The sequence below is a fragment of the Pantoea sp. YU22 genome (genome assembly GCF_003970755.1).
GTDB lineage: Bacteria > Pseudomonadota > Gammaproteobacteria > Enterobacterales > Enterobacteriaceae > Pantoea > Pantoea piersonii.
Genome location: NZ_RYDU01000015.1, coordinates 59448 through 80002, shown reverse-complemented (window position 1 = coordinate 80002; position 20555 = coordinate 59448). Strand labels below are relative to the sequence as shown.

At 57.1% G+C, this 20555-nt stretch carries 21 protein-coding genes; 11 read left to right on the top strand and 10 right to left on the bottom strand.

Features of this window, described 5'->3' with window-relative positions; genetic code table 11:
• Nucleotides 1–22: 22 nt before the first annotated feature.
• A complete protein-coding gene (locus EKL29_RS18025; protein ID WP_120453928.1) occupies nucleotides 23–1930 on the bottom strand; it encodes an ATP-dependent DNA helicase in 1908 nt (635 codons plus the stop codon).
• Nucleotides 1931–2053: 123 nt separating this feature from the next.
• Between EKL29_RS18025 and EKL29_RS18020 the strand changes: the two genes are divergently transcribed.
• A complete protein-coding gene (locus EKL29_RS18020) occupies nucleotides 2054–2398 on the top strand; it encodes a RidA family protein (RefSeq protein ID WP_126690358.1) in 345 nt (114 codons plus the stop codon).
• Between the two features lie 20 nt (nucleotides 2399–2418).
• Here the strand turns inward: EKL29_RS18020 and EKL29_RS18015 are convergent, their stop codons facing one another.
• Nucleotides 2419–2604 carry a YoaH family protein gene (locus tag EKL29_RS18015; protein WP_120453924.1) on the bottom strand — a complete coding sequence of 62 codons (186 nt, stop codon included), beginning with the start codon at nucleotides 2602–2604 and terminating at the stop codon, nucleotides 2419–2421.
• A gap of 109 nt (nucleotides 2605–2713) precedes the next feature.
• On the opposite strand from EKL29_RS18015, the gene pabB reads away from it, so the two are divergent.
• From pabB to EKL29_RS17995, 4 genes are all read left to right on the top strand, one after another.
• Nucleotides 2714–4084, top strand: a complete 1371-nt coding sequence (gene pabB, locus EKL29_RS18010; protein WP_126690369.1) for an aminodeoxychorismate synthase component 1 — start codon at nucleotides 2714–2716, stop codon at nucleotides 4082–4084.
• Nucleotides 4072–4638 carry a CoA pyrophosphatase gene (locus EKL29_RS18005; RefSeq protein ID WP_120453922.1) on the top strand — a complete coding sequence of 189 codons (567 nt, stop codon included), beginning with the start codon at nucleotides 4072–4074 and terminating at the stop codon, nucleotides 4636–4638. Before pabB ends, EKL29_RS18005 begins: the two co-directional genes overlap by 13 nt.
• 188 nt (nucleotides 4639–4826) lie before the next feature.
• Nucleotides 4827–6191, top strand: a complete 1365-nt coding sequence (gene sdaA / locus EKL29_RS18000) for an L-serine ammonia-lyase (protein WP_120453920.1) — start codon at nucleotides 4827–4829, stop codon at nucleotides 6189–6191.
• A gap of 223 nt (nucleotides 6192–6414) precedes the next feature.
• The gene (locus tag EKL29_RS17995) at nucleotides 6415–7986 is read left to right on the top strand and encodes an EAL domain-containing protein (RefSeq protein ID WP_126690357.1); all 1572 of its coding nucleotides are present in this window, start codon (nucleotides 6415–6417) and stop codon (nucleotides 7984–7986) included.
• Between the two features lie 188 nt (nucleotides 7987–8174).
• Here EKL29_RS17995 and EKL29_RS17990 read toward each other — a convergent pair whose 3' ends face one another.
• Complete coding sequence (locus EKL29_RS17990; protein ID WP_120453916.1) at nucleotides 8175–9743, bottom strand: TerC family protein; 1569 nt, start codon at nucleotides 9741–9743, stop codon at nucleotides 8175–8177.
• Between the two features lie 506 nt (nucleotides 9744–10249).
• Here EKL29_RS17990 and manX point away from each other — a divergent pair.
• The 4 genes from manX to EKL29_RS17970 all read left to right on the top strand — a co-directional run bounded on the left by manX (nucleotide 10250) and on the right by EKL29_RS17970 (nucleotide 13468).
• Nucleotides 10250–11218: a PTS mannose transporter subunit IIAB gene (manX, locus tag EKL29_RS17985; RefSeq protein ID WP_120453914.1), complete on the top strand. Its 969-nt coding sequence runs from the start codon at nucleotides 10250–10252 to the stop codon at nucleotides 11216–11218.
• A gap of 60 nt (nucleotides 11219–11278) precedes the next feature.
• Entirely contained in the window at nucleotides 11279–12079 is an 801-nt protein-coding gene (locus EKL29_RS17980; protein WP_120454219.1) for a PTS mannose/fructose/sorbose transporter subunit IIC, read from the top strand.
• Between the two features lie 15 nt (nucleotides 12080–12094).
• Complete coding sequence (locus EKL29_RS17975; protein WP_120453912.1) at nucleotides 12095–12940, top strand: PTS mannose transporter subunit IID; 846 nt, start codon at nucleotides 12095–12097, stop codon at nucleotides 12938–12940.
• A gap of 69 nt (nucleotides 12941–13009) precedes the next feature.
• Nucleotides 13010–13468 (top strand): DUF986 family protein, encoded by a 459-nt coding sequence (locus EKL29_RS17970; protein ID WP_120453910.1) that lies wholly within the window; start codon nucleotides 13010–13012, stop codon nucleotides 13466–13468.
• On the opposite strand, the gene rlmA is transcribed toward EKL29_RS17970, so the two are convergent.
• From rlmA to EKL29_RS17945, 5 genes are all read right to left on the bottom strand, one after another.
• Complete coding sequence (rlmA, locus tag EKL29_RS17965) at nucleotides 13465–14262, bottom strand: 23S rRNA (guanine(745)-N(1))-methyltransferase (RefSeq protein ID WP_120453908.1); 798 nt, start codon at nucleotides 14260–14262, stop codon at nucleotides 13465–13467. The genes EKL29_RS17970 and rlmA overlap by 4 nt on opposite strands.
• A gap of 138 nt (nucleotides 14263–14400) precedes the next feature.
• Nucleotides 14401–14610 carry a transcription antiterminator/RNA stability regulator CspE gene (gene cspE / locus EKL29_RS17960; RefSeq protein ID WP_003852684.1) on the bottom strand — a complete coding sequence of 70 codons (210 nt, stop codon included), beginning with the start codon at nucleotides 14608–14610 and terminating at the stop codon, nucleotides 14401–14403.
• A gap of 81 nt (nucleotides 14611–14691) precedes the next feature.
• Nucleotides 14692–14766: a DUF2627 domain-containing protein gene (locus EKL29_RS23380; protein ID WP_370661853.1), complete on the bottom strand. Its 75-nt coding sequence runs from the start codon at nucleotides 14764–14766 to the stop codon at nucleotides 14692–14694.
• A gap of 522 nt (nucleotides 14767–15288) precedes the next feature.
• Nucleotides 15289–16299, bottom strand: coding sequence for an MBL fold metallo-hydrolase (locus tag EKL29_RS17950; RefSeq protein WP_126690356.1), 1011 nt, complete (start codon nucleotides 16297–16299; stop codon nucleotides 15289–15291).
• A gap of 27 nt (nucleotides 16300–16326) precedes the next feature.
• A complete protein-coding gene (locus EKL29_RS17945; protein ID WP_126690355.1) occupies nucleotides 16327–16593 on the bottom strand; it encodes a YebO family protein in 267 nt (88 codons plus the stop codon).
• Nucleotides 16594–16803: 210 nt separating this feature from the next.
• On the opposite strand from EKL29_RS17945, the gene EKL29_RS17940 reads away from it, so the two are divergent.
• Nucleotides 16804–17040, top strand: coding sequence for a YobH family protein (locus tag EKL29_RS17940; protein ID WP_120453903.1), 237 nt, complete (start codon nucleotides 16804–16806; stop codon nucleotides 17038–17040).
• A gap of 65 nt (nucleotides 17041–17105) precedes the next feature.
• On the opposite strand, the gene kdgR is transcribed toward EKL29_RS17940, so the two are convergent.
• Nucleotides 17106–17897: a DNA-binding transcriptional regulator KdgR gene (kdgR, locus tag EKL29_RS17935; RefSeq protein WP_120453896.1), complete on the bottom strand. Its 792-nt coding sequence runs from the start codon at nucleotides 17895–17897 to the stop codon at nucleotides 17106–17108.
• Nucleotides 17898–18085: 188 nt separating this feature from the next.
• Between kdgR and EKL29_RS17930 the strand changes: the two genes are divergently transcribed.
• Nucleotides 18086–19465 carry an MFS transporter gene (locus tag EKL29_RS17930; RefSeq protein ID WP_120454217.1) on the top strand — a complete coding sequence of 460 codons (1380 nt, stop codon included), beginning with the start codon at nucleotides 18086–18088 and terminating at the stop codon, nucleotides 19463–19465.
• A 56-nt stretch (nucleotides 19466–19521) separates the two neighbouring features.
• Here EKL29_RS17930 and htpX read toward each other — a convergent pair whose 3' ends face one another.
• On the bottom strand, nucleotides 19522–20403 hold the full coding sequence (htpX, locus tag EKL29_RS17925; protein WP_120453895.1) for a protease HtpX: 882 nt from the start codon (nucleotides 20401–20403) through the stop codon (nucleotides 19522–19524).
• Nucleotides 20404–20555: the final 152 nt, after the last annotated feature.

Genomic DNA, 20555 nt, shown 5'->3' with positions numbered 1-20555 from the left:
TGTTAGCACAGCCAAAGGAAAATTACTGTTTCGCTTGCTGCGTGAAAGCGATGGCGCGTGCGAGATCGCGAGTGCGCGGCGTCGGCGGCAGGCTGTTGAGAAACAGCGCGCCATAGGGACGCGACACCAGCCGCTGATCGCAAATCACCAGCACACCGCGATCGTCCGTGTCGCGGATCAATCGCCCTACACCCTGTTTCAGGGTAATGACCGCATCCGGCAGCTGAACGTCGCTGAAAGGATCGCCGCCGCGCAGGCGACAGTCCTCCATCCGCGCTTTCAGCAGCGGATCTTCCGGCGAGGTAAAGGGGAGCTTGTCGATAATCACCAGCGACAGCGCGTCGCCGCGCACGTCGACACCCTCCCAGAAGCTGCTGGTCGCCACCAGCAGGGCATTGCCCGCCTCGATAAATTGTCTGAGCAACTGGCCTTTGCTGGTTTCGCCCTGCACCAGCACCGGCAACGTCATGCTGGCGCGAAACTCCGCCGCCAGCTCGCGCATCATCAGGTGCGACGTACAGAGAAAGAAACAGCGCCCTTTATTGGCGTCGATCAGCGGTTTCATCATGCGCGCCAGCTGGCGCGCGCCGCCGGGCCGGTTCGGCTCAGGCAGATTACGCGGCACGCAGAGCAGCGCCTGACGCGTATAGTCGAATGGGCTGTTGAGGATCAGGGTTTTCGCCGTGCTGACGCCTAAGCGGTCGGCGAAATGATGCATCTCTTCATTCACCGCCAGCGTTGCAGAGGTGAAAATCCATGCTGCTTTACGCGCATCCATCACCTCGCGAAACCGTTCCGAGACGGAGAGCGGCGTTAAGGCCAGCGTAAAATGACGCGAGCTGCACTCATACCAGTAGCTGTAGCCAGGTTCGTTGACGGCGCGTAGCCGCTTGAGCCGTCCCCGATAGAGCGCGGCGCGTTCAAACGCCGCGTCCAGCAGCGCCGAGCGTCCCAGCGACATTTTTATCACGTCGTAGCAGAGCTCCAGCGCGTCATCGAGCAGCGTAAACATGCGCTGCACGTTATTGTCGGCAAAAAGTTCGCGCAAATTGCCGCGATAGCCCGGCTCGCCCAGCGTCAGACGGAAATCCTGCGCGCACTGCGCGAGGCGATCCGCCGATTTCTGCAGCTGCTGCACATCGCGTACTTCTGTGCGGTAGGCGATGGTAATGTCCTTCGCCAGATCGAGCAGCTGGCGGCTGGAGATCTGCTGACCGAAATACTGACTGGCGATATCGGGGAGCTGGTGCGCTTCATCGAAGATCATCACGTCAGCTTCAGGGATCAGCTCCGCGAAACCGCTCTCTTTCACCACCAGATCGGCGAGAAACAGATGGTGATTGACCACCACGACGTCGGCATCCATTGCCCGTTTGCGTGCCTTGACCACAAAGCAATCTTTATAGAGCGGGCAGTCGCTGCCGAGGCAGTTATCGTTGGTGCTGGTGACCAGCGGCCAGATGGGGCTGTCTTCGGTCACGCCGCCGCAGCTGCTGATATCGCCATCAACGGTTTGCGACGACCAGCCGCGCAGGGTCACCAGATCGCCCAGCGCCTGTGCGTTGAGATCGCCACCCGCCATCGACTGCTGTTCGAGCCGCTCCAGACAGAGATAGTTAGAGCGGCCTTTCAGCAGCGCAGTTTTACCGGTGAAGTTAAGCGCTTTCGCGATGGTCGGCAGATCGCGGCCGTAAAGCTGATCCTGCAGCGCTTTCGAGCCGGTTGATACAATGACTTTCTTTCCGGCGCGCAGCGCAGGAGCGAGATAAGCGTAGGTCTTACCCGTTCCCGTTCCCGCTTCCACCACCAGTTCGCCGCCGGCCTTTACCGCCTCTTCTACTGCCTGCGCCATTTCACGCTGCGCCTCGCGCGGCTTAAAGCCGGCAATCGCCTGCGCCAGCGCGCCTTCTACTGCAAAATCGTCCGCCACACTTCCTCACCCGTTTCGGCAAAAACACTGTAATTATGTCAGTATTCCGCTGGCCGCTCCACAACTGATGACAGCGCACCCCGGGTTATGCCAGGCTATCAACTGGAAAAATAAGGAGAAACAATGACCATTACCCGTATCGACCCCGAACATCGTATGTCCGAAGCCGTTATTCATAACGATACTGTTTATTACACCAGCGTGCCGGAAAACCTCGACGCTGACGCCGAGGCGCAGACCGCCAACGCGCTGGCGGTGATTGACGCCCTGCTGACGCGCGTCGGTTCGGACAAGAGCAAGATCCTCGACGCCACGATTTTTCTGGTAGAAAAGGAAGATTTCGCGGCGATGAATCGCGCCTGGGACGCCTGGGTATCGCCTGGCAATGCGCCGGTGCGCTGCACCGTTCAGGCCGGGCTGATGAACCCGAAATATAAAGTCGAGATTAAAATCATCGCGGCGCTGTAAGCGTACGGCCGCGCCGGGCGTTACGCCTCGTCTTCGTCATCTTCGAAGAGCGCCCGGATCCGTTCGCCCTGATGCGTCTGACGGATCTCCTGCGCGACCAGAGTAATCGCCTCTCCGCTGGACATGCCGCCAGCCATCAGCTCCTGAATCCGCTCTACCGCCTGCTGCTGCTGTTCGTGGCTAAGTGCCGGTAAACCTGTAAACATTATTCACTCCTGGTTGCGAGGCGGGCACGGTTCCATGCGGAACAAACAGGTGCCAGCCAGGGAAAAATATGTCAGGCTAACGCCCTCTTTGATGTCTGATTTTTGCTGGATAATGGTCTCAACGCTCAGTCTACACTATACGCAGGATGCGCTCAGCGCCTATTTCGCCAGGCTTTCCCACCTTCCCTGGGCGATGCTGCTTACCTCCGGCAACGCCGATCATGCCGATAATCGCTTCGATATGCTCACCGCCGATCCGCGCGCCACGCTGGTGACCCAGGGCGACGTCACGACGCTTGAGGCGGATGGTGCGCTGCATCGCTCTTCTGACGATCCGCTGCGGCTGGTGCAGCAGCAGTGCGACGCGCTGGCCGTTCATCCCGCCCGCCGCGACGATCTGCCGTTTCAGGGCGGCGCGCTCGGCCTGTTCGGTTACGATCTCGGGCGGCGCTTTGAAAATCTGCCGCAGCATGCCGCAGACGATCTGACTACGCCCGATATGGCCGTCGGCATCTATGACTGGGCGCTGATCGCAGACCACCATCTGCAGCGCCTGACGCTGGTGTCGCTGGGCGATGCGCAGGCGCGGCTGCGCTGGCTGCAGCAGTGGCCCGCGCGCGACGCGGCGCCCTTCTCGCTGACCAGCCCGTGGCGATCCAACCTCAGCTACAGCGACTACGCCGCGCGTTTCCATGCGGTGCAGGCCTATATTCAGGCGGGCGACTGTTATCAGGTGAATCTGGCGCAGCGCTTTCAGGCGCATTATCAGGGCGATGAGTGGCAGGCGTTCTGCCGACTCAACGCGGCTAATCGCGCCCCCTTCAGCGCCTTTTTACGTCTGCCCGACAGCGCTATTCTCAGCCTGTCGCCGGAGCGATTTTTATCGCTGAAAGGCGATGAGATTGAAACCCGGCCGATTAAAGGCACGCGGCCGCGCGCCGCCGATGCTGAAGCCGACCGGCTTGAAGCGCTGGCGCTGGCGCGGTCGGAAAAAGATCGCGCCGAAAATCTGATGATTGTCGATCTGCTGCGCAACGATATTGGCCGTGTCGCCGTGCCAGGCTCCGTCAGCGTGCCGGAGCTGTTTGTGGTAGAGCCTTTTCCAGCGGTGCACCATCTGGTCAGCACCATACGCGCGCGTCTGCCGCCAGCGCTGCACGCCTGCGATTTGCTGCGTGCCTGTTTCCCCGGCGGCTCCATTACCGGCGCGCCGAAAATCCGCGCGATGGCGATTATCGACGAGCTGGAGCCGCATCGCCGCAATGCCTGGTGCGGCAGCATCGGCTACCTTAGTCTCTGCGGCCGCATGGACACCAGCATTACCATCCGCACGCTGATTGCGGAGCGGCAGCAGCTCTTCTGTGCGGCGGGCGGCGGCGTGGTTGCCGACAGCGAGCTGGATGCGGAGTATCAGGAAACCTTACACAAAGTCAGCCGCATTTTACCTGCGCTTTCCGGAGACGAACCATGCAGCCGTTAACGCTCGACGCCTTTGTTACCCGTTTTATCCTGCAACAGCCGGAAAAACCGCAGCAGCGTCCCGCTGGTCGCCAGGCCGCGGTGCTGGTGCCGATCGTTGCGCGCGAAGCGCCGGGATTGCTGCTGACGCGCCGTTCGCGCGAGCTGCGTAAGCATGCCGGTCAGGTCGCCTTTCCAGGCGGTATGCAGGATGATGACGACGCCTCGCTGGTAGCCACCGCGCTGCGTGAAGCACAGGAAGAGGTCGGCATCGATCCCGATCAGGTGAAGGTGCTCGGTCAGCTCGCGCCCGTCACCAGCAGTACCGGTTTTCGCGTCACGCCGGTGGTTGGCGTTATTTCCCCTGAGATTACGCTCACTATTAATCCCGACGAGGTGGAAAGCGCGTTTGAAATGCCGCTGGAAGAGGCGCTGCGGCTTAACCGCTACGCCTCGCTGGAGGTGCATCGTGCAGGCCTGCGTCATCCGGTCTGGCTCTCTGTTTACCAGGAGTATCTGGTCTGGGGCATGACGGCTGGCATTATCCGCTCCCTGAGTCAGCAAATCGCGTTCTGACGCCCGCTTCGTCTCATCTTTTCTGCTAAACCGCCCGCTGTGAGCTTGCTCTCAGCATAACTATTTCTCGCCTGAAAGATTAGTTTATTTCATGCGAAAAGGCGCTCATTTACCCGGGTCCACGATTACTATTAGCGCCATAAACTGCCCCGGCAGAGATAAAAATTTTTTTGTGAGGAGTGTCGCCTGTGATTAGTGTTTTTGACATGTTCAAAGTGGGCATCGGCCCGTCGAGTTCCCATACCGTGGGACCGATGAAAGCAGGTAAAGAGTTTGTCGATCTGCTGATTGAACAGGGAAAACTTCAGGAGGTGACGCGCATCGCCGTGGATGTTTACGGCTCGCTCTCGCTGACCGGCAAAGGCCACCATACCGATATCGCCATTATTATGGGGCTGGCGGGCGCTTCCCCGGCCACGGTAGATATCGACAGCATTCCGGCGTTTATTAAAGATGTCGAACAGCGCGAACGGCTGTTGCTGGCCAACGGCGCGCATGAGGTAGACTTTCCGCGCGAAGGCGGCATGGTGTTTCGCAGCGAGAACCTTTCGCTGCATGAAAACGGCATGCGCCTGCTCGCTTTTGCGGGCGATCTGCTTATTTTAAGTAAAACCTACTACTCAGTCGGCGGCGGTTTTATCGTCGATGAAGAGCATTTTGGCCAGTCGACGCTGGATGAAGTGAGCGTGCCCTGGCCTTTCCATTCGGCTAAAGAGCTGCTGGCGCACTGCCGGGAAACCGGTCTTTCGCTCTCCGGGCTGGTAATGAAGAATGAGCTGGCGCTGCACTCGCGTGACGAGATCCGCGACTACTTTACTGACGTGTGGCAGACCATGCAGGCCTGTATCGATCGTGGGCTGAACACCGAAGGCGTGCTGCCGGGTCCCCTGCGCGTGCCGCGTCGCGCCGCCTCGCTGCGTCGGCTGCTGACCTCTTCGTCTAAACACTCTAACGACCCGATGAACGTGATCGACTGGGTCAATATGTTCGCGCTGGCGGTCAATGAAGAGAACGCCGCTGGGGGCCGCGTCGTGACCGCGCCGACTAATGGCGCATGCGGTATCGTGCCTGCAGTGCTCGCCTATTACGATCACTTTATCGAAACCGTTACGCCCGATATTTTTACCCGCTATTTCCTCGCGTCGGGCGCCATCGGCATCCTCTATAAGATGAATGCCTCCATCTCCGGCGCGGAGGTCGGCTGCCAGGGCGAAGTGGGCGTGGCCTGTTCGATGGCCGCCGCCGGGCTGGCCGAGCTGCTGGGCGGCAGCCCGGAGCAGGTCTGCGTCGCGGCGGAGATTGGCATGGAGCATAACCTCGGCCTGACCTGCGATCCGGTAGCCGGTCAGGTTCAGGTGCCCTGCATCGAACGTAACGCTATCGCCTCGGTGAAAGCGATCAACGCCGCCCGTATGGCGCTGCGCCGCACCAGCGAACCGCGCGTTTCGCTCGATAAGGTGATCGAGACGATGTATGAAACGGGCAAAGACATGAACGCCAAATATCGCGAAACATCGCGCGGCGGACTGGCGATAAAAGTTCAGTGTGACTAATGTTCCCGCGCCGTCTGTTTTTTAAGCGCCCGTGAGGAAATACGTCCTCAGCCCTACCTCATCGCACAGAATAACGATAGAGTAATGATTCGCGCGACCTTTTCAGGTCGCGCGGTTTTTTCACTACCGCTTTTTTTATAAAGCATGGCTAAACCTTACTCAGGCCTTGCCGATAACATCCCCGTTATCCTGCTTCAATTTAGTGTGTGGAAGGTGGTTACTGATGCTTTTGGCCCAGCAATATGTTGGACAGTTTCGCCGTAAGCGACTCTTTATCGCGTTGGTGATCGCCGCTGTGGTTTTAATTCTGACGCTGGCTTTTCGCTTTTTCGAAGAAAAATCACGTATTGAGCAGCAGTCGCTCAATTTTGCCGATAACGCCATTCAGCGCTTTGACCGCATGTTTTCGCCGCTCGACGTCTCGGCGAACAATACGCTTGGTCTGGTGGGCGTGCCCTGCCAGGATGTACGTTTCCCGCTTATTGAGAAAATTTCCGCGCTGCAAACCGTGCGCGCCATGCTGCTGGTAGAGAACGACACCATCTACTGCTCCAGCATCTACGGGCCGCGCGCCATTCCTTTCAGCCAGACCTATCCGGAGCTGGCGTTTAATAACCAGCGTATGATGCTGACGGTCGATAACTACCTGCTGAAGGGTTCGCCGATCCTGCTGCTGTGGACGCCAAAAACGCTCGATAACCGCTCCGGCATTTTGCAGGTAATCAATATCGAGCTGATGAGCACTTATCTGCTGGAACCGCAGCTGCCTTGGGTAGAGCGCGCTATTTTTAGCGTCGGCGGCGAGAGTCTGGAGTATGGCAATCCGTTGATTGAGCCTGCCATGCCCTCGGAAGATGAAGTCAGCTACGATCAGGGTTCGCTGCGCTATCCTTTTTCTATTACGTTGTATGGCCCTTCTCCGGCGCGTCTGGCGATGTCGACGCTGCCATCGCAGCTGCCGCTGGCGCTGCTGTTGAGCCTGCTGATTGGCTATATCGTCTGGCTGGGAACGGCAAATCGCATGAGCCTGAGCTGGCAGATCAGCTACGGCATTACCGCGAATGAATTTATGGTGTATTGCCAGCCGTTGATTAATGCGCAAAGCGGCGACTGTGACGGCATCGAGCTGCTGCTGCGCTGGCATAACGCGCGTCAGGGCTGGATCCCGCCGGACGTTTTTATTCCGCTGGCTGAGCAGCAAAACCTTATCGCGCCGCTGACGCGCTTTGTGATAGAGAAAGCGGTGGCGCAGCTGCCGAATCTGCCGCGCTGCCCGTCGTTCCATATCGCTATTAACGTAGCCGCCAGCCACTTCCGTGATCATGCTATCGTCGACGATCTGCAACAGCTGTGGTGGCCAGCGAATCCGCTGCCGAAGCTGGTAGTGGAGCTGACGGAGCGCGACGCCCTGCCGGTGGTGGATCAGAAGGTGATTTCGCAGTTGCACAGCATCGGCGTGCGTCTGGCCATTGATGATTTCGGCACCGGCCACAGCTCGCTCTCTTATCTGAAAGATTTGCAGCCGGACGTGCTGAAGATCGACAAGATTTTTACCGCCGCGATCGGCACCGACGCCATTAACGCAACGGTGACCGATATGGTGATTTCGCTGGCGCAGCGTTTAAACATCAGCCTGGTCGCCGAAGGGGTCGAAACGGCCAAACAGGCGGCCTATTTGCGCGAGCGCGGCGTGGATCTGTTGCAGGGGTATTATTACGCGCGTCCGATGCCGATAGAGGATTTTCCCACCTGGCTGAAGCAGCATCAGGCGCAGTTGCTGACTGGCGTCCCGTAATCTCTTTCAGACGGCAAACAACGTCACCCAGCGGGTGGCAGGGGCCGAAGAGCAAAGCGTCCCGCGGCAGGGATACCGCGGGCCGAGCGCGCATGGATGCCTTGAGCGACTTTGCGATCGGCCCCTGCCACCCGTGCTGGCTCCCTCACCTCTAAGTAGTAAAAACGGCGCCTTAGCGCCGTTTTTATTTACTGCTCTTCTTCCTCATCCTCGTGCGGCTTATCTTTCGTCACGCGCACCAGATCGACGCGATAATCGGTCGCCTCCAGAATAGTGAAGTGTAGCGGCGGTAGATCGATCACCTCGCCCGGCAGCGGTAGCTGCCCTTTCTGTGCAATCAGCAGTCCCGCCAGCGACGCATGATCTTCATCCGGGTCGACCAGGTCGTTCACGTCGAACAGCTGCTGCAACGAATGCAGGTCAGTGCCGCCCTTCACAATCCAGCCGTCGCCGTCGGCAATAATTTCCGGCGTTTCATCCTCGTCCGGGAATTCGCCAGCAATGGCTTCCAGCACGTCCAGCGGTGTAATCAGCCCCTGCACGACGCCGAATTCGTTGGTGACGATAACGAAACTCCCTCTGGCGCGACGCAGCACGCCAAGCAGATTAATGGGGTCCAGCGTTTCAGGCACGATGAGCGCGGGCGACGCGGCGGCAAAGGTCGCCACATCCATACCGTGCTCAATCGCCACCAGCAACTCTTTGGCGCGCACCACGCCGATGATTTCGTCCAGCTCGCCGCGACACACCGGGAACAAACTGTGCGGTGTATCCAGTAGCTGAATACGGATCTCATCCAGCGGACGCTCAGCGTCTACCCAGGAGATCTCACCGCGCGGCGTCATAATGCTGCGGATAGAGCGCGACGCCAGCGTCAGCACGCCGTTGATCATATAGCGCTCTTCATCCTTAAAGGCCTCCTGCGGCATCGCCTGCGTTACAGGCGACTCCTCGCTGGTGGCGGGCTGCGCCGGGCGCTGACGTCCGCCCATCAATCGCAGAATCGCTTCGGCGGTGCGCTCACGCATCGGGCGATGCGCCTGATGACGCATAAAGTTGCGGCGCGCGATCTGGTTAAACAGCTCGATCAGGATAGAGAAGCCGATCGCCGCATAGAGATACCCTTTCGGAATATGGAAGCCAAAACCTTCCGCCACCAGCGACAGGCCGATCATCAGCAGGAAGCTGAGACAGAGCACCACCACGGTGGGATGCGCGTTGACAAAGTTGGTCAACGGTTTCGAGGCCAGCAGCATCATGCCCATCGCAATAACCACCGCCGTCATCATAATCGGCAAATGGTTCACCATGCCCACCGCCGTGATCACCGCATCCAGCGAAAAGACCGCGTCCAGCACCACAATCTGCGTCACCACCGCCCAGAAACTGGCGTAGTTGCGATTCCCCTGATGCTCTAACTGACGGTTCTCCAGCCGCTCGTGCAGCTCCATCGTCGCCTTGAACAGCAGAAACACCCCGCCCACCAGCAGAATCAAATCACGCCCGGCAAAGCTAAACTCGCCTACGCTAAATAACGGGCGCGTCAGCGTGACCATCCATGAAATCAGCGACAGCAGGCCCAGACGCATTACCAGCGCCAGCGACAGGCCGATCAGGCGCGCTTTATCGCGCTGTTTCGGCGGCAGCTTGTCAGCAAGAATGGCGATAAATACCAGATTGTCGATACCAAGCACGATTTCAAGTACGACAAGCGTGAGCAAACCGGCCCAGATTGAGGGGTCGAAGAGAAATTCCATCATTGACTCCTGAACGAAAGGCAGACTGAACGATATCGTGTCAGCGTCGTCTGGCGACGTGACAGAAAGGCAATCGAGTGAACTACAGAAACGCCGTCAGGCGTGAGAGAAGGCGCGAAGGTGCGCATCAAAGTGGTTAAGCGACGTCGGTGACGATCCATAAAGGTGGGCTGAAACCCGTTACTCCTGAGTAATAAACAGATCGCTAATGTAACAGGCCGGTAAATTACGTCAAAAAATTTTCTTTCATTTACAAATGATTCAGCAGGAAAGCGGAATTAAACAGGACTTATTGCGAGTCCGGCCGTCTGATAGCTGACGAGCGTCACATAAATTATTTTTTCGCGCACTAAAATAAATCGCGACTCACCCATTCATTCAAAACATCCGGGGAATGATTCATTTATGCAGATGGTTTGATTACGTTTATCCATAGATAGCCGTAACGATAACTCATAACGATTCGTCGGCTCCAGACGAATTTCTTTAGCGAACGGAGGTAGCAAGTGACCATTGCGATAGTAATTGGTACACACGGCTGGGCAGCCGAACAACTGCTTAAAACCGCAGAAATGCTGTTGGGCGAGCAGGAGAACGTCGGATGGATCGACTTTGTGCCCGGCGAGAATGCAGAAACGCTTATCGAAAAATATCAGGCGCAACTGGCAAAGCTGGATACAACGAAAGGCGCGCTGTTTTTAGTCGACACCTGGGGAGGAAGTCCTTTCAATGCTGCCAGCCGTATCGTGCTGGATAAAGAAAATTACGATGTTATCGCCGGGGTCAATATTCCGATGCTGGTTGAGACCCTAATGGCGCGTGACGATAACCCCTCGTTTGTCGAACTGGTCGGCATCGCGGTAGAGACGGGTCGCGAAGGCGTTAAGGCACAGAAAACGCAGCTTGCCGCCCCCTCTGCGCCAGCCGCTGCGCCTGCAGCAAAAGCCCCGACGCCGCCGGCACAACCGCTGGCACCGGGCGAGCATATGAAAATTGGACTGGCGCGTATCGACGACCGCCTGATCCATGGTCAGGTGGCAACGCGCTGGACCAAAGAGACCAACGTTGCGCGCATTATTGTGGTCAGCGATGAGGTGGCGAAAGATCATGTTCGCAAAACCCTGCTGACGCAGGTCGCACCGCCCGGCGTTACCGCGCATGTGGTGGACGTCGACAAGATGGTGCGCGTCTGGAACAACCCGAAATATGGTCGCGACCGCGTCATGCTGCTCTTTACCAATCCTACCGACGTGCTGCGTGTGGTTGAACAGGGTGTCGATATTAAATCGGTCAATATCGGCGGCATGGCGTTTCGTCAGGGAAAAACGCAGGTCAATAACGCCGTATCGGTCGATGAAAAAGATATCGCGGCGTTCCGCAAGCTTAATGAACGCAACATTGAACTGGAAGTCCGTAAAGTTTCCAGCGATCAAAAACTGAAAATGATGGACCTGATCGCGAAGGTCAATGCGTAAAACGCCGCTGGCTGCGCCTGCGGGCCAGTTAACGCTATCCTCCTGAGGAGAAGGGATATGATGGAAATAACCTCGCTACAAATCATCCTGATATTTATCGTGGCCTGTATTGCGGGTATGGGTTCGATTCTGGATGAGTTTCAGTTTCACCGCCCGCTGGTCGCCTGTACCCTGATAGGGGCCGTACTCGGCGATATGAAAACCGGCATTATTATCGGCGGTACGCTGGAAATGATTGCGCTGGGCTGGATGAACATCGGTGCCGCCGTGGCGCCCGATGCCGCTCTCGCCTCAATCATCTCCACCATTCTGGTTATTGCCGGTGGCCAGAGCGTCGGCGCAGGTATTGCACTGGCGATCCCGCTGGCTGCGGCGGGTCAGGTGCTGACGATTATCGTGCGTACCATTACCGTCGCCTTCCAGCATGCGGCCGACAAGGCGGCGGAGAAAGGCAATCTGACGGCGATTTCGTGGATCCACGTTTCGGCACTGGTGTTGCAGGCGATGCGTATCGCCATTCCGGCGCTGATTGTGGCGATCTCGGTCGGCACCAGCGCGGTTCACTCTCTGCTTAGCTCCATTCCTGACGTGGTGACCAATGGTCTGAATATCGCGGGCGGCATGATCGTCGTGGTCGGTTACGCGATGGTCATCAATATGATGCGCGCAGGCTATCTGATGCCGTTCTTCTATCTCGGCTTTGTTACCGCGGCCTTTACCAGCTTCAACCTGGTGGCGCTGGGCGTCATCGGCGTCGTCATGGCAGTGCTCTACATCCAGCTGGCACCGAAATATAACCGCGTAGCGGGTGCGCCTGCAGCGGGTCCGGCAAACAACGATCTCGATAACGAACTTGACTAAGGAACAGGTGACAACATGGTAGATACAACTACAACGCAAAAAAAACTCACCCCGGGCGATATTCGCGGCGTGTTTTTGCGGTCGAACCTGTTTCAGGGTTCATGGAACTTCGAGCGTATGCAGGCCCTGGGTTTCTGTTTCTCAATGGTGCCGGTCATCCGTCGTCTCTATCCGGAAAACAACGAGGCGCGTAAGCAGGCGATCAAGCGTCACCTGGAGTTTTTTAATACGCATCCCTACGTGGCCGCGCCGGTGCTGGGCGTCACCATGGCGATGGAAGAGCAGCGCGCAAACGGCGCGGCGATCGATGACGCCGCCATCAACGGCATTAAAGTTGGCCTGATGGGGCCGCTGGCTGGCGTTGGCGACCCGATTTTCTGGGGAACCGTGCGTCCGGTATTCGCCGCGCTTGGCGCAGGCATCGCCATGAGCGGCAGCCTGCTCGGTCCGCTGCTGTTCTTTGTGCTGTTTAATCTGGCGCGTATGCTGACACGCTATTACGGCGTGGCGTATGGCTACCGCAAAGGGATCGATATCGTCAGCGATATGGGCGGCGGCTTCCTGCAGAAGCTGACGGAGGGCGCGTCGATTCTTGGCCTGTTTGTTATGGGCGCGCTGGTGAACAAGTGGACGCACGTTAATATCCCGCTGGTAGTGTCGCGCATTACCGACCAGACCGGGAAAACCACCGTTACCACGGTTCAGACCATCCTCGACCAGCTGATGCCGGGCATCGTGCCGCTGCTGCTGACCTTCGCCTGTATGTGGCTGCTGCGTCGTAAGGTCAACGCGCTGTGGATTATCGTTGGCTTCTTCGCCATCGGCATTTTTGGCTACTGGATCGGCCTGCTTGGCCTGTAGTTCTCTCGCCGGGCGCGCTGCGCCCGGCCACTTCCCCGCTTTTTCGACGCATCGCCAAAGGAGAATGTGATGACACTAACGGACGGCCTCATCGCGCTCTGCATCGCCGCGCTGCTGCTTTTCTCTCTCTATAACGACTTTATACTGCCGCGCCGCAAAGGCCCGACGCGTTTAAGCGTGCCACTGCGACGCAGACACAAGATTGACAGCCTGATATTCATCGGGCTGCTGGCGATTTTACTCTGGAATAACGTGACCCATCAGGGACCGCAGCTGACGACCACCTTGCTGATGGTGCTCTGCTTTCTCGCCTGCTGGCTGTTCTGGCTGCGTCGGCCAACTCTGCTGATGAAGGGCGAGGGATTGTTCTATAGCGGCGTGTGGATAGCCTATGCGCGCATTCAAAGCATCAATCTGTCAGAAGATGGCATTCTGGTGATGCAGCTGGAGCAGCGCCGCCTGTTGATCGCCGTGCAGCAGCTCGACGATCTGGAACGTATCTACAACACGCTGGTAGAGGCGCGTTAACCGCGCCGCCATAGCGTCAGACGAAAATCAGCGTCGCACTCAAAGGTTTTCGTCGCCTGCAGCTCACCCCATACCGAAGGCTTCGCGCGCCAGGCGAAAGGCGTCATCTGCAACAGCGTCGCCGCCGCGTCCCCGCTCAGATGCATGGCATAGCGCAGCGACTGCTGGGTCTCTTCGCTAAAGCCGCTATAAAGCTTCTCTTCCGGCGCATGGAGCTGTACTTCGCGATAGATCAACGCCTTGAACTGTTGCAGATGGTGCGCGCCTGGCGTCACCGTCAGCAGCACGCCGCCGGGCTTGATTACGCGCGTCAGCTCCGCTTCGTTGCAGGGTGCGTAGATGCGCACCACAGCATCCAGCGAGGCGTCGGCAAACGGCAGACGCTGGCTTGAAGCGACACAAAACTGCACGTCCGGATAACGTTTCGCCGCCAAACGAATTGCGTTTTTGGCGATATCCAGCCCGTAAACCTCTGCGCCGAGGGTACTGAGCGCCGAAGTGTAATAGCCTTCGCCGCAGCCGATGTCGAGCAGCGCGGAAGCATCCTGCAGCTTCTCGCGCAGCAGCGCTACCACGCCGTCGCGCAGCGGCTGATAGTGACCTGCCTGCAGAAACTCCCGTCGCGCCTGCATCATCTCTGCGCTGTCGCCAGGCTCGCGCGAACCTTTATGCTGAACGGGCAGCAAATTAAGATAGCCCTCTTTCGCCTGATCGAACTGATGACGATTTTCACAGCGCCAGCTGCGGTTTTCCGGCTGTAAAGAGAGATGGCAGAGGGGGCAGATCAGCAACATAGGGACTCCGTTAACAAGAGCGCCGCAGTTTACTCCGTTCGCTGCCGTATCGAAAGCGCAAAGAAAAAGCCCCGGTCAGATGACCAGGGCTTTACAGGATTCGTTTTCAGTGGTGCATGGCACCGAGCTGGCACGAAATCAGATAGCGGTTACGTTGACTGCAGCCGGGCCTTTCTGGCCGTCCTGAATTTCGAACTCAACGCTTTGGCCTTCAGCCAGGGTTTTGAAACCGTTGCCCTGGATAGCGGAGAAGTGTACGAACACATCTTTGCTACCGTCAGCAGGGGTAATAAAACCAAAACCTTTAGACTCGTTGAACCACTTAACCTGACCTTTAATCTTTGCCATTTTGCAAATTCCTTAGAGTGTTTATTTTGCCCGGAGGCAGACCTACAGAGAAACCAGAGACGTTACTGAATGAGGCACTAATTAAGGTTCGGCAAGGAAGCGGTATTCAACGTCAACGTTTTTACTCGTAACTTCTTTACTGAAGATGCCATACATAAACAGAACTGTACCTCGTTTGACCCACGAATTGTTATCACATATCCGCAAATTAATGGCAAGGCATTTTTAATCGGCGATGGACGCGCTGCACAAAATTTGCGAAGCAGTGACACACTTTGTTCATTTTGGTACATAACCTGACCATGCCGTAGCCGAAAAAGCATTATCCATCAACCTGCGATGATACGAATAACTCTAGCGGATAACCGCCTCGTCGTCCAACCTTGCTCACTGTAACGGATTAATTTAAAGATAAATTATTGCATTAATATGGCATTCTTTTTTCTTAAGCGAAACCGTAACCTAAAGCAAAGCGGCCTGGGTTCTTTTTAACGGCAGAGCGTCATCATTTTCACTGGCACCGATAATAAATGCTTTTGCACCAAAATCAGGAAAATAAAAGATAACCTTGCCCCAATTAAAAGCAGAGTCGCGCTTATTACTTATTACTATTTATTCTTTGATCGCGGATAAAATATCTCTTCAACCCGGAGGCTGCTGTAGAAGAGATGCGGTTATTTAGGATTTTTCCTGGTTAATATTCTGCAGGCTGCGGCTCTCCCCTATTCTCCATGGTGCAAAGCGTCCATTATCTTCGCCGCTGCGCTGGATGGCGCGCATTAATTCCGCAGGCGGTTCATCCAGCGATTCATCGGCCAGTTCGAACACGCCCCAGTGAACCGGAAGGGTTAAAGGCTGACCGATTAGTCGCCATAACCACACCGCCTGATCGGGATCCATATGGCTGCTCTCCATGAACCATTTCGGTGCATAGGCGCCGATGGGCAAGGCTGCCAGATTGAAGGGACCAAGCCTGCGTGGAATCTCCGCCAGATTTTCAGAAAAACCGCTGTCGCCAGAGAACCAGAAATTCAGCGTTTTGCTGCGCACTACCCAGCCGCACCATAAAGAGCGGTTGCGATCGTGCAGCGTACGCATGCTCCAGTGACGCGCCGGGACGGCGGTCAGCGTCAGATCCGCTTCCTGCTGGCTTTGCCACCAGTCAAGCTGACGAACGTGCCGCGCGCCGCGCCGCTTAAACCACTTTTCCAGCCCCAGCGGCACCAGAAAGGTGACATCAGGAAAACGGCGGATAATGCGCTTCACGGTGGCGAGATCGAGATGATCGTAGTGATTATGAGATATCAGCACGTAATCGAGTCGCGGCAGCTGATGAATATTCAGCGGCGACGGTGATTTACGCTTTGGCCCGGCAAAGGGCAACGGCGAGGCGCGCAGAGAGAGCGCCGGGTCGATCAGCAGATAGCGCTGGCTAAGGCGCAGCAGTATCGCCGCGTGGCCTAACCACCAGATCCGGTCGTCAGTGCCGGCCAGATCGGCAGGTTGCCACCAGTCTGTTCTGAAACCCTCATAGCCCGCCTGAGGCGGAAAAGGCAATCCCTGCGCTTTGCGCTCTTTGCGCCAGCGGTCAAGATCGCCCGGCTGGCGCAGATCGGGTTCCAGATTGCGAAAGCCTTCAGGTGTATGGTGCGCTTGACTGCCGTCGTACCAGGGATTTCGCCAGGCCATGTTGCCTCCTTGCCAGGGTGGGGAACGTTAGCGTTCCGGGATCATGCGAATAAAATCGCGCTTCTCTTCCGGGTCCTGCTTTTCCTGCTCGCCGCACTGATTCTCAACCAGACGGCGCAGCAGCGTGTTCTGTTTTTTCTGCTCTTCCAGCAGGTGGCTCAGCAGCTCAATCTGTTCGCTGGCGCGCACGCTGGCCCGGTTAACGAAAAACCAGACGATAAACGCCACAATAATAATGATCGTCAGTACGCCATAGCTAAACAGCGGACCAGAAGTTGCGGCTAACTCGTTCATAACTGCCTCAAAAACGAAAAATATTAATGGCCTCGATTCTACCTGTTGCGCGCGCGGCTGACCAGGCTATACGCCTGAATGCAGAATTCCCTGACTGCCTCGCTTTCGGCAATCTCCGATCGCTTCAGCAGACAAAGCGAGGCAAGCTGTTAATATTACGGGCGGCAGCAAACAGTGGACAGCTGCGTTATGTATCTTATGGAGAACAAAATGAAACTTTTAATTCGGGCAATCTTGCTCATCGGCGTGATCTGGATCGGCATGCTGTTTACCGGCTACGGTGTGCTGACCGGCAGCACGAAGAATGCGGCGGGCCTGGGCCTGCAGTGCAGCTACCTTACCGCGCGCGGCCTGATTACCGCACAGTATCTGCATACCGACAGCGGCGTTATCGGCGTGACAGACTGCCCCTTGCTTAAGAAGAGCGGCGACGTGATCGATAATTAAGAAGCAGGCCGGTTTTTATCCGCGCTGTTGTCAGAGAGTAAAGCGGGCGCCTGCCCGCTTTTTTATCAGAAAGCGTAGTCGTGGTAGCCCATCTCAGCGGAGAGCGTGCGCGCCGCACGATGCAGCATGGCGACATAGTCGCTTTTCGCCTCTTCCGAGAAGCGAATCGTCGGGAAAGAGATGCTGAGACCGGCGATGACTACGCCGAAGCGGTCAAAAACCGGCACGGCGATACAGCGTAATCCTTCTTCCTGCTCTTCGTTATCTTCGCCGAACCCCTGTGCCTTCACCTGATCCAGCACGTCGATAAGCGCTTCGCGCGTGACGATGGTGTTAGCGGTGCTGCGCTTAAACTCAACCTCTTTGAGGATATCATTCACCTCGGCGCGGTCGCGCCAGGCGAGCAGCACTTTACCGATAGCCGTGGTGTGCAAGGGATTGCGGCGGCCGATGCGCGAATACATACGCAGGTTATAGAGTGAGTCGATTTTGTGGATATAGACAATGCTGTCCTCTTCCAGCGCCCCAAGGTGAATCGTCTCTTTGGTCAGGCGGGAAAGCTCACGCATCTGTACATCCGCGCTGCGGATCAGATCGACGTTCTGCAGCGCTTTCGCACCCAGCTCAAACAGCTTCAGCGTCAGGGAGTATTTTTCGCTCTCCCCTTCCTGGGTGACGTAACCCAGCGCCTTCATGGTCTGCAGGAAGCGGTAAACGGTACTTTTCGACATCATGACGCGCTGCGCCAGCTCAGTAATACCGTGATCGCGCTCCTCGCCCAGCGCCTGAAGAATGCCGAACACCTTCATAACGGAGGAAACGGCATCGGGTTGTTTATCGTTTTCACTGGCGGCCATCACGCACCCTTTTTTGAAATTGTTTTAATAAAATCGGAACAGACGGTCAATATAGCGCGTCACCGCACGCAGCACCATTGTCTGTCATTGAACGACATAATTTAGCCGCGACTTTTAGTCTAAAGGCGGTGCGTTTTGGCAGTGGATTCATTAGCATGTTCATATTCACTCACTTTACTTATCTCGCTATGTCCCCTACACCTTTTCAGGATGGTCTTCCCGCTCCGCAACGCTATGGCGCTATTTTTACTATTGCCCTGGGCATTATGATGGCGGTGCTGGATGGCGCTATCGCCAACGTGGCCTTACCTACTATCGCGCGCGAGCTTCATGCCAGTCCTGCCCAGTCCGTCTGGATCGTTAACGCCTATCAGATCGCTATCGTCGCCTCGCTGCTGTCGCTCTCTTTTCTGGGTGATATGCTGGGCTATCGTCGCGTCTATCAGGTTGGCCTCGGCCTGTTTATCCTTACTTCGGCATTCTGCGCCCTCTCCTCTTCGCTCTCGATGCTGACCCTGGCGCGCGTGCTGCAGGGTTTTGGCGGCGCGGCGTTGATGAGCGTAAACACCGCGCTGATCCGGATTATCTATCCGCAGCGCCATCTGGGACGCGGCATGGCGATTAACTCTCTGGTGGTAGCGGTATCCAGCGCCGCCGGACCGACGGTCGCCGCGGCGATCCTGTCGTTCGCCAGCTGGAAATGGCTCTTTCTGATCAACGTGCCGCTGGGCGTCATTGCGCTCTGGCTGGCGCTGCGTTTTCTGCCGGAGAACAGCCAGAAAGCGAAAGCGCAAAAATTCGATGTGCCGAGCGCGCTGATGAATGCGCTCTTTTTCGGTCTGCTGATCTACGGGCTGACCGGTTTCGCCCAGGGGGAAAACCCTGCGCTGGCGCTGGCTGAGGTGGTAGTGCTGGCGGTAGTCGGCTGGTTCTTCGTGCGTCGTCAGCAGCGCCTGGCAGTGCCGCTGCTGCCGGTCGATCTGCTGCGTATTCCGCTTTTTAGCCTGTCGATCTGCACCTCGATCTGCTCTTTCTGCGCGCAGATGCTGGCGATGGTTTCACTGCCTTTTTTCCTGCAAAACGTGCTGGGGCGCAATGAAGTCGCTACCGGCCTGCTGCTGACCCCCTGGCCGCTGGCGACCATGGTGCTGGCACCGATTGCCGGACGTTTGATTGAGCATATTCATGCCGGGCTGCTCGGCGGTATTGGTCTGGCGCTTTTCGCGGCGGGGCTCTTCCTGCTGGCGTTGCTGCCCGCACAGCCGCAGGACTGGGATATTATCTGGCGTATGGCGCTGTGCGGAGCCGGTTTTGGCCTGTTCCAGTCGCCCAATAACCACACCATTATCTCTTCCGCTCCGCGCAACCGCAGCGGCGGCGCCAGCGGAATGCTGGGAACGGCGCGTCTGCTGGGTCAGAGCAGCGGCGCGGCGCTGGTGGCGCTGATGTTCACGATGTTCGATCAGAACGGTACGCACGCTTCGCTGATTCTGGCGGGACTCTTCTCCAGCGTCGCCGCGCTGTTCAGCCTCTCGCGCCTGTCGCAGAAGCGCGTCGCAACGCAGTAGGCCACATCAATAAAAAAGGCGACTCCAGGGAGTCGCCTTTTTCTTCGGCTCTGCGATTACTTCAGATACTGGCCGCTGCGTAACGCTTCGATACGCTTATCCAGCGGCGGGTGTGACATAAACAGCTCGCTCAGGGATTTGTTTTTGCCGTTGATGCAAAACGCCATCATGCTGCTCGGCTCCTGCGGTTCGTAGCTGGTTTTCAGACGCTGCAGCGCGGCGATCATCTTCTCGCGGCCCACCAGCTTCGCTGAACCGGCGTCGGCGTGGAACTCACGGTGACGTGAGAACCACATGGTGATGATGCTGGCCAGAATACCGAACACCAGCTCCAGCACCGTTGCCACCGCGAAGTAGACCAGCGGGTTGCCGTTGCCGCCCTCTTCGCCGTCACGGTTGCCGGACAGAAAGCCCGACGCCACCTGCGCGATAATACGCGAAATAAAGATCACGAAGGTGTTCACGATGCCCTGGATCAGCGTCATGGTCACCATGTCGCCGTTAGCGATATGCGCGATCTCATGCGCCAGCACCGCCTCCGCTTCGTCACGGCTCATGTTCTGCAACAGGCCGGTGGAAACGGCGACCAGCGACGCATCGCGACGCGCACCGGTGGCGAACGCGTTGATATCGGGCGCATGGTACACAGCGACCTGCGGCATGGCGATACCTGCCTGCTGCGCCTGACGGCCAACGGTCTGCATCAGCCAGCGTTCCGTTTCATTCCGGGGTTGTTCAATTACTTCACCGCCGACCGAACGCAACGCCATCCACTTCGACATCAGCAGTGAAACAAACGCACCGCCAAAGCCAAACAGGCCTGCCATAATCATCAGGCCCTGAACACTGCTTGACTGGATCCCTGTCAGGCTGAGGATCAGCCCAAAGACCAACATCACAGCTAAGTTGGTCACCAGGAAAAGAGCAATACGCATCATAAAAGTTAATTTTCCTCAGTTGTTCATGCGCTGACTGCGCGGATCCTTATCCTAGGGTCATCGCGCCGCATTTCAAGCGACCTTAACCTTTAAGTGCCTAAAAAGACATAACTTTACATTTAGTCACGCTTTCGCCGCGCGGCTGGTTTCGG